The following is a 14,716-nucleotide window of genomic DNA, read 5'->3' on the forward strand; positions in this document are numbered from 1 at the left end:
GCCACCCAGCTCATCGACCACGTGCTGGCCTGGTCGCGGTTCCGGATGGTTCACCAGACCCGGGCGCTGATCAGCCACTACCGGCGACGCGGCGACCCGCTTCCTACTCATCTACGGATGTAGTACCAGGCGGGGGATCCGGTTACGGTTGTCTCTCCCTTTGTTGGGAGTTCGGCTACCCGTCGAGACAGCACGAGACAATTTAACTCCCGCGAAGCCCGGAGAAAAGGTCGTCCTCGTGGTCGGGCGCGGTCACCTTCGACCACTGCCGGATGTAGGCCTCACCTGCGAACATGCGCCGCTGGATGTCGTCGGGAATGTTCAGCATGAATTCGCTGTCGCCCTGGCTGGCGTGGGCGACCATCGCCTTGATCTTTCGTTCGAAATAGTCGGAGACGTCCAGCACGCTGGTGATCTGGTCGTCGGGATCGGTGAACTCCTCCAGATCCCACCCTTCGGTGTCCATTCCGGACTCGGTCATGTACGCGACCATGTCGGCCATCCAGCTGCGCGGCGTGCCCGTGTAATAGAACTTGTCCGGAATACCGGTCGCCTCGACGGCGGCTACCGCGATCCGGTGTGCCTGAATGTGATCCGGGTGGCCGTACCCGCCCTTTTCGTTGTACGTCACGACGACCTGGGGCCGATACCGCCGGATCAGGTCGCTCAACTTCTCCGCGGCGACATCGACGGGGATGTTGGCGAACGCGGCGGCGTGCTCGTTGCCGTCCCAGCCGTCCATGCCCGAGTCGCGGAACCCTAGCGGTTCGACATGCCTGATTCCGAGATGCGCCGCCGACTCGCGCAACTCGGCCAGCCGCACCTTGGCGACCGCGTCGTCGTCATGCCCGGGCTCGCCGGGTTTCACGCCGCCGGGGCCGTCTCCCTGCTCGCCGTTGGTGCAGGTCACGAGGACGGTGCGGATGCCTTCGTCGGCGTAGCGAGCCAGCATTCCCCCGGTGCCCATCACTTCATCGTCAGGATGCGCGTGCACAGCCATGACGGTGAGCTCTTTTTCGTTGAGCTCTCGATCCATGAAACGACTCCCGTAGTTTGTCCGATCCCCCTCAGGGATTATCGAACACCGGGGCGATGCCTGTGATTCCGTACAGAATCGTGCCGCCCGAGGGGATTCCTCGGGCGGCACGGGTGTTTACCAGGGGGACGGGGCCGGGGGAGTGACGACCGGCGGGCGGTCGTCGCAGGTGATGGTGTTGGGGAGTTCCCAGGGGGCCATCCAGGGGCCGGTGGTGCCGCCGCCGTCGTTGCCGCCCAGATCGGTTATCGAGAACTCGGAGCCGGTCGGCGGGAAGTTGAAGGAGCCGCAGTTGTTGATGCCCACGGCGCCGACGTTACGGGCGTCCACGTTCTCGAAGGTGGCTGAACCCTTCACCCGGGCGCTGACCACGGAGGTGCCGGTGCCGTCCACGCGGATGTCCTTGAAGTGCACGTTGGTGATCGAGTAGAGGTCCTTCACGCCCCACTCGCTGACCAGCATGATCGCGTTGTAGCCGTTGTCCAGGAAGTGGTTGCCGACGACCTGGATGTTGGCGTCGATGCTCTTCTCCAGGGCGTAGAACCAGATCGCGCCCAGGCCGATGTTCCAGTTCAGCTCGTACGTCCCGGCTCGGACCGTGGTGTTGTCAGTGATCCACATGTTCCCGGTGAAGGCTTCGGCGCCGAAGCGGGAGCCGACCTGGATGCCGCTGCCCTCGCGGATCGGGTCCGCGACCAGGTTGCCCGAAATCGTGTTGTCCTTGCCGCCGTAGATGGCGATGCCGTTGGCCAGGACCGGGGTCTGGACGGTGTTGCGGTCGAAGGTGTTGTTGGCGTTGACGGTCTTCTCCGACCACATGGCCAGGCCGTCGTCGCCGGTGTTGCGGACGAAGTTGTTCGACACCCGCGAGTTGGTGACGCCGATGTGGAAGTTGAGGGCGTCCGCGATCTGGTCGACGATGATGTTGTTGGTGACCTTGACGTTGCTCATCGGCCCGTCGAACCAGAGGCCGACCTTGGTGTGCCGGATGTAGAGCCCGTCGATGGTCGAGTCGCTCATCGCCCCGCCGATGCCGTTCACCTGGTCGGTGTCGATGCGCTCGCGCACGTCACCCTCGATGGTGAACCCGGACAGGTGCACATTGCTGCTGCCGCCGTCCGCCGCGTCCTTACCGTAGAAACCCACACCGGTGTGTACGGAACCATCCGGAGCCGGCGGATTGAGCGCGACTTCCTTGCCCTTGATGATGGTGTACCAGTTCCCGGCCCCTTCGATCGTCACGTTGTCGACGATGATGTGGCGGTTCACCTGGTAGACGCCCGGCGGCACGTACACCTTGAGGTGGCTGCGCTTCGCGAACGCGATCGCCTTGTCGAACGCGTCCGCCGAGTCGCGCCGGCCGAGCGGGTCGGCGCCGAACAGCAGCACGTTGGCGGCCAGCACGCGCACGTGCGGCGCGCCCACGAGCTCGGAGTCGAGCAGGTCGATGACCGTCCAGGCGGCGTTGCTCCCGGCCGGCACGGTCAGCCGCACCTTGTCTCCCGCCTTGTACTTCTTGCCCAGCAGCAGGCGCTGCTCGTCGTAGAAGTGGCTCGGCCGGAACGGCTTGCTGATCACCGGCGCCGGGTTGGTGGCGTTGGGCACGCAGGCGCACTCGGTGATCCACCAGTCCGGGTGGAGCAGGTCCGCGTTCGGGTCGTTGGAGAACGGATACTGGTTGTAGAGCCACGCGTACTGCGAGGTCAGGGTCATGGCCTTACGGTCCTTGCCGTTGACCGTGACCTGCAGCGGCGCCGTGATACCGCCGCCGTTCGGCGCGTCCGGAATGCTGTAGCGCACGTTGATCGCGTTGGCCGCGCTCGGCAGCACGAACTCCACATGCTGCCCCGGCGTCAGCCGCACCGCCTTCCGCCCCGACGCCTCCGCCGGCAACGTGTACGCGCTGCGGTCCGGCCCGATGACCGTGCCATTGGTGGTGGCGTTCTCCGCCTCCTGCTCGGCGAAGGCCACACTGGCCCCCCGCCCCGCGACCAGCGCCGGATCGAGCGCCGCCCGCGTCACCACCGGCCCCACCACCCTCGCCTCCGCGACGGCCGCCCCACTGAGCACGGCCCCCAGCCCCAGCACAACCGCCACCACGACCGCCCCCGCGGCCCGTCGTAACGGCCTGCCAGCCCTCATCAACACACCGGTCCTGCTACGTGCCATCGTCTGCTCGTTTCTCTCGGGGGGTGAGCACCCTGCCGGCCTTCACGACGGAGAACACCACAGGGTGAGCCGACAGTAGGCCGCCCATACCCCGTTCCACAAGGTCCCTGCGAGATAGTTTCGCCCCTTTGCTACCGACCTGCAGTTCGGCACGCAGATTCTTGCGCCAGTCACCACAAGTCGTTGCAAGTTCTCGTAATACAGCCAAGAAACCACGCTGCCCGGCGCCCAGAAGTATCGTGCTGCTCACAGTCCTTCGCTGGATTGATCAGACAGATCGATCGAGCCGTCCGTTCACGGAAGATCTGCGAGCGGGATCATCACGGTCCAGCCGCTGGGACCTTGAGAGGCAGGTGTGATGGCCGGTTACCACACCCGCTGGACGCGCCCCGATGTGCAGGCGGACGACCCCGAACGCATCGCGATCCGGGAGGCACTCGCTTTCGGCAAGGCTCTGTACGATCGGCGGACCGACCTCGGCTTGACGGTCGCCCAACTCGCGGCACGGGCGAACATGCCCGAGGACGAGATCGAGTGCATCGAAGAGGGCGGGACCGAACCCACTGTGGCCCTGCTACGGCACCTGGCGGCCGCCCTCGACGCGGATGTTCGACTCACCCCGGGCCGCGACGTGGGCTCCCTGTGGTTCGAAGCCCACGCGGCGTGATGTCGAAGGTGTAGCGAACGCGCTCCGCCAAGCCGCTTCCGCCGCGATCGGCACCAGCCTCGGTGTCAGCGGGCGGATGCTTTTGCTACCTGGACCGCGGTCCGGTGGATTGAGAATCAGCTGAGGCCACTGGTGCCGCGGGTGTCTGTGGCGCCGTCGTCGCGCGGGGAGATCTGGGATGATGGGGCGACGGAGTCGGTGGCCGGGCGGAGCGGGGAGGTGGCTTGATGACCTACAGTCCGAAGCTTGCTGCGGCATTGTCGGGAGCCACGCTTCGGCAGCTGGCGCACTGGCGCAAGGCCGTTCCTGGGCGTGAGGCGGTTCTTGTTCCTGAGGTGTCTGGTGAGCGGCCCATCCTGTATTCGTTTCGGGATGTCGTGGCCCTGCGCACCTGCGTGAAGCTTCGGAATGACGCGTCGCTGCAGAAGATCAGGCGTGCTCTGGACACGCTCCGGGGGGATCTGCGGGAGGCCGATCACCTCTCCTCGTACAAGCTGGTCGCGGACGAGAGCACCATCTACCTGGCGGAACCCGACCAGGCGGTTGATCTTGTACGGCGGCGTGCCCACGTGGTGCTGCATGAGATGGTCGATGTTCTGCGGCCGTTCTATCGGGACGGTCGCCATATTCCTGACCTGTTGCGTCCCCGCGAGCACGTCAGCGTCGACCCGGCCGTGCGTGGCGGGATGCCGGTCATCCAGGGCACTCGGGTGCCCTATGACGAGGTCGCGGCGTTACTGCGGGACGGGGTCCCGGCCGAGAAGATCTCTGACTACTTCCCGAGCGTGACGGCGATGGCGGCGCGCAGCGCAGTCGATTTCGCCGATTATGTCGACAGCTACGATCCTCCCAGGGAGCCGCGTGAGGCTGCTGCTGGATGAGAACGTTCCGCGGCCGCTCCATAAAGTCCTCGCGACGTTCATTCTCACCCACGAGATCGTTCATTTGCTCGACCTTCAGGGCTGGTCGGGAACCCGCGACGAAAGCCTTTATCCCCGGGCGGCGGAAGAGGGATTCGACGTTGTGGTGACCAATGATGGGCGGCAGATGGAGCGCCCTCGCGAAGTCGCGGCCATCGCGTCGTCCGGGCTGCATCGCATCGAATACCCGCATAAGCATCAAGGGCTCGTGGGCATGGGCGTCGCGATCGCGACGGTCGCCGCAGCGCTTCCTGCCGCGTTGTTGTTATTGGAAGAGGCGGAATCGCAGCGCCTGATAACTCTGCGTGCCGTCGATCCCACATCGTCCAGTCGCTTGCGTGTGGTGGACCCGGGGGCGGTTCCGCCGAAGCATTGGCCGGTCAGGCCTTCCAGTTGAGGAAGGCTTCGCCGGCGGAGATGGTGGCGAACCAGAGGGCGATGGAGAGGAAGGGGATGAGGAGGCCCCAGGGGGAGTTTTGGCGGACGGACCAGATGGCGGTGGCTAGGAGGGCGAGCCAGGCGAGGAGGAGGGTGGTGATGGCCCAGGTGGGGGCTAGGAGGCCGCTGGCGCCGTAGAAGGGGAGGGTGCAGAGTTGGCCGATGAGGCCTAGCCAGCTGGCGATGCGGGCGGCGTTTTTGGAAACGGTGGGCATCTCGGCTCGTCCCGTCGGCGAGGGTGTCTGGGGGAGATCCTCCCGCGTATCCGTCGCGGGCGCTACGGGGCCGCCGGGCCAGGATCGGGGTGGCACGCGGGAAAGTTGCGCGCACCCATGCTGTCAGCGACGTTTACAGATTCTGTCAATAATTCCGTTTATACTCCGGAATTACCAGCGGAATCGACCTGAGGTCGTGGTACGTGAATCCTCTCGACACTCCCGTCACCCGAATGGTGCTCCAGTATGACGGTTCCGCGGTGCGGCTCCTCCAGGCACTGGTCACCGAGCCATTACGTCCCAGGACCACGAAACACGGCAAACAGCCTGCGGCCGTGCTCATCCCCCGTGACCTTCGCGAACGTCTTGGGATTCCGGAAGGGGAGCTCCTGACCGCGCGGCAGTCTCGGCTGGAACGTGCCGACGGTTCGGCTGCGGTGGTCGTCGCGTACGTGGATCTGAATGGCGAAGCGGGCTCGCGTCGCGACCAGCATGAGGTGCTTCGGGTCGGTACTCGCCGTTGGTATTGGGGGGAACCCGGCGGAATTCACCGGATCTCCGCTTGGCGCGAGATTCTCACCACGACCAATGGCATCGCGGCTCGCTACACCCGCGAGATCTTCCATCCGGACATCGTCCCGGTGATCACGCCGAGCCGGGAGCGTGCGTCGGTGCGGGCCGAGTTCGCGCCTCCGGTCGTACGGCGTCGGCTCACGGTCACGCCACGAGCCCGGCGGAGTGGCGAGCCTGTGGTGTGACTAGGTGAGGTTGGTGCCTGAGGTTGGGTCGAAGATGTGGAGCGCGGCCGGGTCGTACCAGATGGTGGCGAGTTCGCCCTCGCGGACGGGGGATTTGGGGTCTAGGCGGGCGACCACCTGGGTGGCGGCGGTGAAGGTGGTGGCGCCGGATTCGAAGGTGAAGTACGCGAGCTTTTCCGCGCCCATGGATTCGATGATGTCGACGGTGCCGGTGAACCAGGCGCCGTGTCTGATTCGGGTGTCCTGGAAGAGTTCGGGGCGGATGCCGACGATGACCTCGCGGGGGAGCCGGCGCGGGCCGGAGCCGTACGGGATGGTGCCGATGATCGTGTGGAGGCCGTCGGGGTGGACCTCGGCGGGGAGGAAGTTCATCGAGGGGGAGCCGATGAAGCCCGCGACGAACTGGTTGGCGGGGTGGTCGTAGAGGTCCTGGGGGGTGCCGACCTGCTGGACGACGCCGGATTGCATGATCACGATGCGGTCGCCGAGGGTCATCGCCTCGGTCTGGTCGTGGGTGACGTAGACGGTGGTGGTGCCGAGGCGTTTCTGCAGGCGGGAAATGGAGGTGCGCATCTGTACGCGGAGTTTGGCGTCCAGGTTGGACAGGGGTTCGTCCATCAAGAACGCCTTCGGGTCGCGGACGATGGCCCGGCCCATGGCGACGCGCTGGCGCTGGCCGCCGGAGAGGTTGGCGGGTTTTCGGTCCAGCAAGGGGGTCAGGTCGAGGAGGTCCGCGGCGTGGTGGACTTTCGCCGCGATTTCGGGTTTGGGCATCTTGGCCAGTGTGAGGGGAAACGCCATGTTCTCCCGTACGGTCATGTGGGGGTAGAGGGCGTAGGACTGGAAGACCATGGCGATGTCCCGGTCGCGGGGGGCGCGTTCGTTGACGCGTTCGCCGTCGATGCGGAGTTCGCCGGAGGTGATCTCCTCCAGACCGGCGATCATGTTCAGCGTGGTCGACTTGCCGCAGCCGGACGGGCCGACCAGGATGACGAACTCGCGGTCGGCGATGGTCAGATTGATGTCGTGCACTGCCGTGGTGCCGTCAGGGAAACGTTTGCTCACGCCGTCGAACACGATCTCAGCCATCGTTCATCCCTTCACCGCGCCGGAGGTCAGGCCGGCCACGATCCGGCGCTGGAAGAACAGCACGAAGATCACGATCGGTATCGTGATGACCACCGCCGCGGCCGCGATCGACCCCGTCGGGTCCTCGAACTGGGAGCTCCCGGTGAAGAACGAGATCGTCGCGGGGGCGGTTCTGGCCGCCGAGGAGGAGGTGAGCGAGATCGCGAACAGGAAGTCGTTCCAGCAGAAGATGAACGCCAGGATCGCCGTGGTGACCATGCCGGGCACGGCGAGCGGCACGATGACCTTCCAGAACGCCTGGAACGGGGTGGCGCCGTCCATCGTGGCGGCGCGTTCCAGCTCGGTGGGAATCTCCTTGAAGAACGCGGACAGGGTGTAGATGGTCAGCGGTAGGGCGAAGGTGATGTACGGCAGGATCAGGCCCGGCCAGGTGTTGAAGAGGCCGAGTGAGCGCTCGATCTGGAACAGCGGGGTGACCAGCGAGATCTGCGGGAACATCGCGATCAGCAGGGAGAAGCCGATCAGCAGGCGTTTGCCGGGGAAGGTCAGGCGGGCGATGGCGTACGCGGCCATGGTGCCGAACACCATTGCCACGAATGTCGCAATCAGTCCGATTCCGATGGAGTTGATCAGTCCGCGGATGAAGTCGTCGTTGCGGAAGATGCCGGTGTAGTTGTTCAACGTCCATTTGGTCGGCAGCAGCGAGCCGTCGGTGATCGTGCTCGGATCCTTGAACGACAACGACACGATCCACAACACCGGAATCAACGCATACACAACCACCAGTACGTCGATAAATCCCCATTTAAGTTTCATCGCGGTTCGCTTCCGGGGGCGGCGGCGCCGAACACCCTGATGAAGACGAACGCGATGATCGCCACACTTATCAGGATTAGTACGGACATGGTCGAGCCGATGCCCAGATTGAGCCCGCCGATCAGATTGTGGTACGCGATGATGGACACGGAACTGGTGTTCTGCGCGCCGTTGGTCAGCACGTAGATGTTGTCAAATATCCGGAACGCGTCCAACGTCCGGAACAGCAGCGCCACCAGGATCGCTGGCTTCATCAACGGCAGGACGATCTTTGTGAACCGCTGCCACCGATTCGCCCCATCCATCGAGGCCGCCCGCAGCAACTCCTCCGGCACCAGCGCCAGCCCGGTCATCAGCAACAACGCCATGAACGGCGTCGTCTTCCACACCTCGGCCAGAATGATGATCGCGATCGAGGGTCCCTGCTGGGTCAGCGGCGCAGTGCCCTCCGGCAGCAGATTCGCCAGCCACCCCGTGCCCGGCGTCCACGCATATTTCCACCCATAAGCCGCCGCGACCGTCACGATCCCGTACGGAATGAGCACCACCGTCCGCACCAGCCCCCGCCCGACAACCGTGCGATACATGGCCAATGCCACCAGCATCCCGAGCACCAACTCGATCACCACGCTCACCACGGTGATCAGCAACGTCACCCCGAACGCCGTCCACCAGTACGCATTGCTCAGCACGGTCGCGTAGTTCGCCAGCCCGATCCACTCCTGATCCTCAGGAAACCGCAGATCAGCCCGCCGCAACGACAGCAGGAACGAGTAGAGAATCGGCCACCCGGTAACCGCGATCATGACAATCATCGCCGGCGCACACAACCACAGCGCCAGCCGCCGCTCGCCCCGACCACCTTCACCGATCACGGCAACACACCTATGCCGCGTTCGGCCGAGATGTCGTTGCGGGGCAGCAGACTTTTGCTGTGCCCTGCCAGGCTCCCCTCGTCGATCATGGCAACACGCCCTTGCTCTGCAACGCGTCCCCCACCTGCCGCCGCAGTTCCGCCAGCGTCACCGGCGGATCGATCCCCGCGGGCGGCGACAGCACCGCCGAGATCACCGTCGACACGTTCTGATAGACAGGCGTTTTCGGGCGCGGCGCCGCCGTCTTCAACGCGTCCAGAATGGCCTGCCGCATCGGATAGACCTGGGCCATCTCCGGCTCGTCGTACACCGCCTCGATCGTCGGCGGCAACCCGTCCTTGATCGCCGCGATCCGTTGGCTCTCCGCGTCCCGCAAACACAGAGCCGCTTCAAACGCCTCCCGCGGATGCCCCGAATACCGACTTATCGCGAAATTGGCCCCACCCAGCGGCGACCGCCCCGGCCCGTCGATTCCCGGATACGCCGCCCACTTGAAATATGGCAATATATCCGGCCGATTCGCCTTCATCGAGGCGTACGCATAAGGCCAGTTCACCTCAAAAGCCGCCCGCCCACCCTCCACCGCCAACCGCGCCTCATCCTCATGCGTATTCGGCAACGACGGATCAGCCGCCTTCGATCTCGCGTACTCCCGTATAACCCCCAACGCCCGCAAAGCGGGCGGCCCCAACGCGACCGCATCCCCGCTAGGCGTGAGAATCGAACCCCCCGCCGACGCCACCACACTGTTGAACCAGACGGCCAGCCCTTCATACTGAGCGCCCGGAACCTCCCCATAAGCGGGCTTCCCCTCGGCCGCCAGCCGCCCGGCCGCATCCATGATCCCCTGCCACGTCACCGGCGCAGCCGCCACCAAATCCGACCGGTACCACAACAACTGCACGTTCGTGTTGTACGGCGCCGCATACAACTTTCCCCGCCAGATCGCCGTATCCAACGGCATCGCCAGCGTCCCCGCCCGCGCCCGCTCCGCGTAACTCCCCGTCCACTCCCGAATCCACCCCGCCTCGGCCAATTCCGCGGTCCACGTGACATCCAGCCCGAGCACATCCAGCCCCGGATCCCCGGCCGCCAGCCGCCGCACCAGCTGCTCCCGCTGCCCGTCGGCATCCCGCGGCAACACGTTGACGACGATCCGATACCGCCCCCCGGCCAGCCGGTTGCACCGATCGGCGATCGACTGAATGTTCTGCTGCGGCGCGTTGTACAGGTTGACCTGCGCGATCCCGCCCTCCGAGGACCCACACCCCGCCACGGCGCCCGCCAGCAGCGCGACCGCGACCGTCCTGATCATGCGGGAGGCGTACCCGCAACGCCATCTCGCGGACGCCCGCAAACCCTAAAGAGACCCCCGCCGACAGTTCCAGCAGTGTTGACAAAAATAGTTGTCGGTGAGAGGCTCAAGCCAACCAAGGAGGCAGAAATGCGAAAGATCGTTTCCGGATTCTTCATCTCGCTGGACGGCGTCGTGGAGTCCCCAGAGAAGTGGCACTTCCCCTACTTCAACGACGAGATGGGCGAGGTCATCGGCCGCGGCATGCAGTCGGCGGACGCCATGCTGATGGGCCGAAAGCTCTACGAGGAGTGGTCCGGATACTGGCCGAACAACCCCGACAACGACCCCTTCGGCGACTTCATCAACAACATCCAGAAATATGTCGTCTCCACCACGCTGGACAAAGCCGACTGGAACAACACCACCGTCCTCAACGGCGACTTCGTCGAGGAGATCACCAACCTCAAGTCCCAGCCCGGCCGGGACATCAACATCAGCGGCAGCCCCACCCTCGTGCGCTCGCTACTCACCCACGGCCTCCTGGACGAGCTCCAACTGCTCATCCACCCGATCATCGTCGGCACCGGCCAGCGCCTCTTCGACGGCCTCGACCAGATCCCCCTCAAGGTCGTCTCCTCGACCACCCTGCAGACCGGTGTCCTCTCCGTCCTGTACGCCCCCGCCGACAAATAACGCGATGGCGAGCGGACGACCCCAAAGCCGCCCGCTCACCCTCGCGACGTCAAGCCACCCGGGTCAGCCGCCACTGCTGGTTGCTCCCCGACGCGCAGGTCGCCTGGGAGAGCTGCACCGAGTCCGCCGTGGACGACCCGGACCCGCTCAGGCACAGGTCGCCCTGCCCGGCGGTGATCGTGAAGGCCCCATCGGCCGCGGCGACGAACCGCCCCTGCTGGCTGGCGCCCTTGTTACAGACCCGCTGGGCCAGCAGCCCCCGCTGGCCGTGGACGCATCCCGCCCTTGTCGCCATTCGCGGACGTGACCTGGCACGGACGGCCCGCTCAAGGACGAACTGACGTCCTGAACGTGCGCAGCCGCAGGCTGTTGGCCACCACGAGTCGCCATTCGCGGACGGACCTGGCATGACGGCCTGCTCAAGGACGGATTGACGTCCTGAACGTGCGCAGGCGCAGGCTGTTGGCCACTACGAATGCGGACGAGAGTGCCATCGCGGCTCCGGCGATCATCGGGTTGAGCAGGCCGAGGGCGGCCAGGGGCAGGGCGGCCACGTTGTAGGCGAACGCCCAGAACAGGTTGCCCTTGATCACGCGGAGGGTGCGCCGGGCCAGGCGGATGGCGTCGGCCGCCACCCGCAGGTCGCCCCGGACCAGGGTGAGGTCGGCGGCCTGGATGGCCGCGTCGGTGCCCGTGCCCATGGCCAGACCCAGGTCGGCCTGGGCCAGCGCCGCCGCGTCGTTGACGCCGTCGCCGACCATCGCCACGACCCGGCCCTGGGCCTGGAGCCGCTTGACCGCGTCCACCTTGTCGGCGGGCAGCACGTCGGCGATGACGTCTCCCTGATTTATCCCGACTTCGGCGGCAACTTCCCGGGCGGCGGCCTGGTTGTCGCCGGTGAGCAGGATCGGGGTCAGACCAAGCGCCCGCAGGTTCGACACCGCCTCGGCCGACGTCGGTTTCACGGTGTCCGCGACGGTGATCACCGCCCGCGCCTTCCCGTCCCATCCGACAGTCACCGCGGTACGGCCTGCGGCCTGGGCATCGGCCACCGCGACTTCAAGCTCGGGCGGCAGCGAACCCACCAGCTCAGGCCGTCCCACGAGAACGGAATGCCCGTCGACCACACCCCGGACACCGAGCCCTTCGAGGTTGGCGAAACCCTCGGGGCTGGGCAGGACGCGAAGGGTCGTCGCCCTGCTGGGTTCAGCGTCGATGGGCTTGCGCGGGGCGGGCAAGGAGGTGGCGATGGCCTTGCCTACTTCAGCGGGCAGAGAGGTCGCGTTGGCTTCGCCGATATCGGGGTGGGTGGGTAGCGCGCGCAAGGTGGCCGTGTTGGCCTTGCCGGCTTCCGGGCGGGCGGATTGGGCGGCCGTGTTGGTCTTTCCAAGGCCGGCCGGCAGGGCGCGGAAGGACGCCGTGATGGCCTTGGCGATGGGGTGTTCTGAGGCGTGTTCGAGGGCAGCCGCGAAGGAGAGGGCCTCGTCGCGGTTCTCGCCGGGGGCGGGAATGACGTCGATCAGGGTCATCTTGCCCTCGGTGACCGTGCCGGTCTTGTCCAGGACGATGGTGTCGACGGCGCGGGTGGACTCCAGGACTTCGGGGCCCTTGATGAGGATGCCCAGCTGCGCGCCCCGGCCGGTGCCGACCAGGAGGGCAGTCGGGGTGGCCAGGCCGAGCGCGCACGGGCAGGCGATGATCAGCACGGCCACGGCCGCGGTGAAGGCCGCCGCCGCGCCGCCGCCGGTGCCGAGCCAGAAGCCCAGTGTGGCGACCGCGAGGGCGATCACGATCGGCACGAAGACGCCGGAGATGCGGTCGGCCAGGCGCTGGACCTGGGCCTTTCCGGCTTGGGCGGCTTCGACGAGGGCGGCCATCTGGGCCAGCTTGGTGTCGGCGCCGACGCGGGTGGCGCGTACGACCAGGCGTCCTGAGGTGTTGAGGGTGGCTCCGGTGACCGGGTCGCCGGGGCCGACGTCGGCGGGGACGGGTTCGCCGGTGAGCATCGAGATGTCGACGGCGGAGCCGCCCTCCTCGACCACGCCGTCCGTGGCGATCTTCTCGCCTGGCCGTACCACGAAGAGGTCGCCGACGGCGAGCTGGTCGGTGGGGACGCGGATCTCCCGGCCGTCGCGGAGCACGGCGACGTCCTTGGCGCCCAGGTCGAGCAGGGCGCGCAGGGCCGAACCGGCGCGGCGTTTGGCGCGGGCTTCGAAGTAGCGGCCGGTCAGGATGAACGCGGTCACCCCGGCCGCGGCCTCCAGGTAGATGTTGGCCGACGCGTCGCCGCGTTCGATGACGAACGCGAACGGGTGGGTCATGCCGGGCATGCCCGCCGTGCCGAGGAACAGCGCCCAGATCGACCAGCCGAAGGCGGCCAGGGTGCCGAGCGAGACCAGCGTGTCCATGGTGGCCGCGCCATGCCGGAGGTTGGTCCAGGCGGCGCGGTGGAACGGCCATCCGCCGTAGGCGACGACCGGGGCCGCGAGGGTCAGCGAGAGCCACTGCCAATAGTCGAACTGGAGGGCCGGGATCATCGCCATCGCGATCACCGGGACCGACAGGACGATCGAGATGATCAGACGCTGCCGGAGCGGCGCCAAGTCGTCGGGCGCTTCCGGGGTTTTCGGGGCGGGCAGGCTGGCGTCGTATCCGGCTTTGCGGACCTCGTTGATCAGCGTTTCGGTGGGGACGCCGGGGGCGGCGTGGACGGTGGCCTTCTCGGTGGCGTAGTTGACCGTAGCCGAGACGCCGTCCAGCTTGTTGAGCTTACGTTCGATCCGGTTGGCGCAGGACGCGCAGGTCATGCCGGTGATCGAGAGCTCGATCGCCTGTCTGGCCCGCTCGTCGGTGATGATCGTCATCGTCTGCTCCTCCCTTAGTGCGCTTGGACGGTGAAGTCCGCGGTGCGGACGGTTCCGCCGTGCTGGAAATCGAGGAAGAGGCGGTAGCCGCCGGGGCTCGGCACCTCGGTGTGGAAGGTGATCGCCGGACCCGCGGTTTTCGTGGTTTCCGGGTGGACATGGAGGTAGGCGAGGTCACCGGCGCGAAGGGCGACCAGGTGTCCATACGCGCCGAGGTAGGGCTGGAGGTCGGCGACCGGTTTGCCGTCCTTGGTGACATTGACGGTGAGCATGCTCGCGGCACCGGGGACGAGGTCGCCGGCGAGGGTGACGGTGTAGCCGTCCACAGTGGCAGTGCGGCTCGTCGGGGGAGCGGGCTCGGGTGTGTACGCCCCGGGGGCGAACAAGTCCATGCCGAGGGTGATGTTCATGCCCGGGTTGGGGGTGAAGTCGGCGAACGCGCGATAGGTTCCGGCGGACGGGAGCTTCAGGGGGACCGACCAGACGCCGTCGTCGTTCAACTCCGGGTGCAGGTGCTGGAAGTGGCCGAGATCCCGCGAAACCACGATGAAGTGCAGATACTTCTCGTGTTCTATCTTGTACGCGGTGACGGGCCGCCCATCCGTTCCGACCACGGTGAACCGGAATGCGGTTTCCTGGCCGGGGGCGAGGGTCGTTTTCTCGGGAACGAGGGTGAACCCTCGCTCCGACACCTGCAGCCCACCCGGAACCTCGGCCACCTCACCAGACTCTTCGTGACCGGACATTTCGTGACCGGACCCTTCCTGACCACTGGCCGGTTGGGCCTCGGGGCCGTGGCCATGCCCCGCCGTTTGATCCGAAATTTCATGACTCGTCTGGGGCGTTTCGACGGGCGGTGGTCCGGCGAGAGCGCCAACC

The 14,716-nt window shown here is 66.3% G+C and carries 15 protein-coding genes; 5 read left to right on the top strand and 10 right to left on the bottom strand.

Annotation, left to right across the window (positions count from 1 at the left end):
- Positions 1 to 202 precede the first annotated feature (202 nt).
- Positions 203 to 1,036, bottom strand: a complete 834-nt coding sequence (locus ABGB08_RS44350) for a PIG-L family deacetylase (RefSeq protein WP_347603554.1) — start codon at positions 1,034 to 1,036, stop codon at positions 203 to 205.
- A gap of 117 nt (positions 1,037 to 1,153) precedes the next feature.
- The gene (locus ABGB08_RS44355) at positions 1,154 to 3,133 is read right to left on the bottom strand and encodes a glycosyl hydrolase family 28-related protein (protein ID WP_347603556.1); all 1,980 of its coding nucleotides are present in this window, start codon (positions 3,131 to 3,133) and stop codon (positions 1,154 to 1,156) included.
- Between the two features lie 430 nt (positions 3,134 to 3,563).
- On the opposite strand from ABGB08_RS44355, the gene ABGB08_RS44360 reads away from it, so the two are divergent.
- From ABGB08_RS44360 to ABGB08_RS44370, 3 genes are all read left to right on the top strand, one after another.
- A complete protein-coding gene (locus ABGB08_RS44360; RefSeq protein WP_347603558.1) occupies positions 3,564 to 3,872 on the top strand; it encodes a helix-turn-helix domain-containing protein in 309 nt (102 codons plus the stop codon).
- Positions 3,873 to 4,099: 227 nt separating this feature from the next.
- Complete coding sequence (locus tag ABGB08_RS44365; RefSeq protein WP_347603560.1) at positions 4,100 to 4,753, top strand: DUF433 domain-containing protein; 654 nt, start codon at positions 4,100 to 4,102, stop codon at positions 4,751 to 4,753.
- Positions 4,734 to 5,189 carry a DUF5615 family PIN-like protein gene (locus tag ABGB08_RS44370; RefSeq protein WP_347603562.1) on the top strand — a complete coding sequence of 152 codons (456 nt, stop codon included), beginning with the start codon at positions 4,734 to 4,736 and terminating at the stop codon, positions 5,187 to 5,189. Before ABGB08_RS44365 ends, ABGB08_RS44370 begins: the two co-directional genes overlap by 20 nt.
- On the opposite strand, the gene ABGB08_RS44375 is transcribed toward ABGB08_RS44370, so the two are convergent.
- Positions 5,173 to 5,445: a hypothetical protein gene (locus ABGB08_RS44375; RefSeq protein ID WP_347603564.1), complete on the bottom strand. Its 273-nt coding sequence runs from the start codon at positions 5,443 to 5,445 to the stop codon at positions 5,173 to 5,175. The genes ABGB08_RS44370 and ABGB08_RS44375 overlap by 17 nt on opposite strands.
- Before the next feature lie 203 nt (positions 5,446 to 5,648).
- On the opposite strand from ABGB08_RS44375, the gene ABGB08_RS44380 reads away from it, so the two are divergent.
- On the top strand, positions 5,649 to 6,203 hold the full coding sequence (locus tag ABGB08_RS44380) for a hypothetical protein (RefSeq protein WP_347603566.1): 555 nt from the start codon (positions 5,649 to 5,651) through the stop codon (positions 6,201 to 6,203).
- Here ABGB08_RS44380 and ugpC read toward each other — a convergent pair whose 3' ends face one another.
- The 4 genes from ugpC to ABGB08_RS44400 all read right to left on the bottom strand — a co-directional run bounded on the left by ugpC (position 6,204) and on the right by ABGB08_RS44400 (position 10,298).
- Positions 6,204 to 7,292, bottom strand: coding sequence for a sn-glycerol-3-phosphate ABC transporter ATP-binding protein UgpC (gene ugpC, locus ABGB08_RS44385; RefSeq protein WP_347603568.1), 1,089 nt, complete (start codon positions 7,290 to 7,292; stop codon positions 6,204 to 6,206). It lies immediately after the preceding gene.
- A gap of 3 nt (positions 7,293 to 7,295) precedes the next feature.
- Positions 7,296 to 8,108 carry a carbohydrate ABC transporter permease gene (locus ABGB08_RS44390; protein ID WP_347603570.1) on the bottom strand — a complete coding sequence of 271 codons (813 nt, stop codon included), beginning with the start codon at positions 8,106 to 8,108 and terminating at the stop codon, positions 7,296 to 7,298.
- Positions 8,105 to 8,983 (bottom strand): sugar ABC transporter permease, encoded by an 879-nt coding sequence (locus ABGB08_RS44395; protein WP_347603572.1) that lies wholly within the window; start codon positions 8,981 to 8,983, stop codon positions 8,105 to 8,107. The genes ABGB08_RS44390 and ABGB08_RS44395 overlap by 4 nt, the downstream gene beginning before the upstream one ends.
- An 85-nt stretch (positions 8,984 to 9,068) precedes the next feature.
- On the bottom strand, positions 9,069 to 10,298 hold the full coding sequence (locus ABGB08_RS44400; protein ID WP_347603574.1) for an ABC transporter substrate-binding protein: 1,230 nt from the start codon (positions 10,296 to 10,298) through the stop codon (positions 9,069 to 9,071).
- 129 nt (positions 10,299 to 10,427) lie between these two features.
- On the opposite strand from ABGB08_RS44400, the gene ABGB08_RS44405 reads away from it, so the two are divergent.
- Complete coding sequence (locus ABGB08_RS44405; RefSeq protein WP_347603576.1) at positions 10,428 to 10,973, top strand: dihydrofolate reductase family protein; 546 nt, start codon at positions 10,428 to 10,430, stop codon at positions 10,971 to 10,973.
- A 49-nt stretch (positions 10,974 to 11,022) separates the two neighbouring features.
- On the opposite strand, the gene ABGB08_RS44410 is transcribed toward ABGB08_RS44405, so the two are convergent.
- The 3 genes from ABGB08_RS44410 to ABGB08_RS44420 all read right to left on the bottom strand — a co-directional run bounded on the left by ABGB08_RS44410 (position 11,023) and on the right by ABGB08_RS44420 (position 14,583).
- Entirely contained in the window at positions 11,023 to 11,268 is a 246-nt protein-coding gene (locus tag ABGB08_RS44410) for an RICIN domain-containing protein (protein ID WP_347603578.1), read from the bottom strand.
- Positions 11,269 to 11,392: 124 nt separating this feature from the next.
- Positions 11,393 to 13,837 carry a heavy metal translocating P-type ATPase gene (locus tag ABGB08_RS44415; RefSeq protein WP_347603580.1) on the bottom strand — a complete coding sequence of 815 codons (2,445 nt, stop codon included), beginning with the start codon at positions 13,835 to 13,837 and terminating at the stop codon, positions 11,393 to 11,395.
- Between the two features lie 14 nt (positions 13,838 to 13,851).
- Complete coding sequence (locus tag ABGB08_RS44420; RefSeq protein WP_347603582.1) at positions 13,852 to 14,583, bottom strand: hypothetical protein; 732 nt, start codon at positions 14,581 to 14,583, stop codon at positions 13,852 to 13,854.
- Between the last annotated feature and the right edge of the window lie 133 nt (positions 14,584 to 14,716).

The organism is Acrocarpospora sp. B8E8, from assembly GCF_039871605.1.
Lineage (GTDB): Bacteria > Actinomycetota > Actinomycetes > Streptosporangiales > Streptosporangiaceae > Acrocarpospora > Acrocarpospora macrocephala.

Bases quoted from the DNA above. Each gene is read 5' to 3' on its own strand.
- ABGB08_RS44360 (WP_347603558.1), top strand. From the start codon at position 3,564: ATGGCCGGTTACCACACCCGCTGGACGCGCCCCGATGTGCAGGCGGAC.
- ABGB08_RS44410 (WP_347603578.1), bottom strand. From the start codon at position 11,268: ATGGCGACAAGGGCGGGATGCGTCCACGGCCAGCGGGGGCTGCTGGCC.
- ugpC (WP_347603568.1), bottom strand. From the start codon at position 7,292: ATGGCTGAGATCGTGTTCGACGGCGTGAGCAAACGTTTCCCTGACGGC.
- ABGB08_RS44365 (WP_347603560.1), top strand. From the start codon at position 4,100: ATGACCTACAGTCCGAAGCTTGCTGCGGCATTGTCGGGAGCCACGCTT.
- ABGB08_RS44420 (WP_347603582.1), bottom strand. From the start codon at position 14,583: ATGTCCGGTCACGAAGAGTCTGGTGAGGTGGCCGAGGTTCCGGGTGGG.
- ABGB08_RS44400 (WP_347603574.1), bottom strand. From the start codon at position 10,298: ATGATCAGGACGGTCGCGGTCGCGCTGCTGGCGGGCGCCGTGGCGGGG.
- ABGB08_RS44415 (WP_347603580.1), bottom strand. From the start codon at position 13,837: ATGACGATCATCACCGACGAGCGGGCCAGACAGGCGATCGAGCTCTCG.
- ABGB08_RS44390 (WP_347603570.1), bottom strand. From the start codon at position 8,108: ATGAAACTTAAATGGGGATTTATCGACGTACTGGTGGTTGTGTATGCG.
- ABGB08_RS44350 (WP_347603554.1), bottom strand. From the start codon at position 1,036: ATGGATCGAGAGCTCAACGAAAAAGAGCTCACCGTCATGGCTGTGCAC.
- ABGB08_RS44375 (WP_347603564.1), bottom strand. From the start codon at position 5,445: ATGCCCACCGTTTCCAAAAACGCCGCCCGCATCGCCAGCTGGCTAGGC.
- ABGB08_RS44405 (WP_347603576.1), top strand. From the start codon at position 10,428: ATGCGAAAGATCGTTTCCGGATTCTTCATCTCGCTGGACGGCGTCGTG.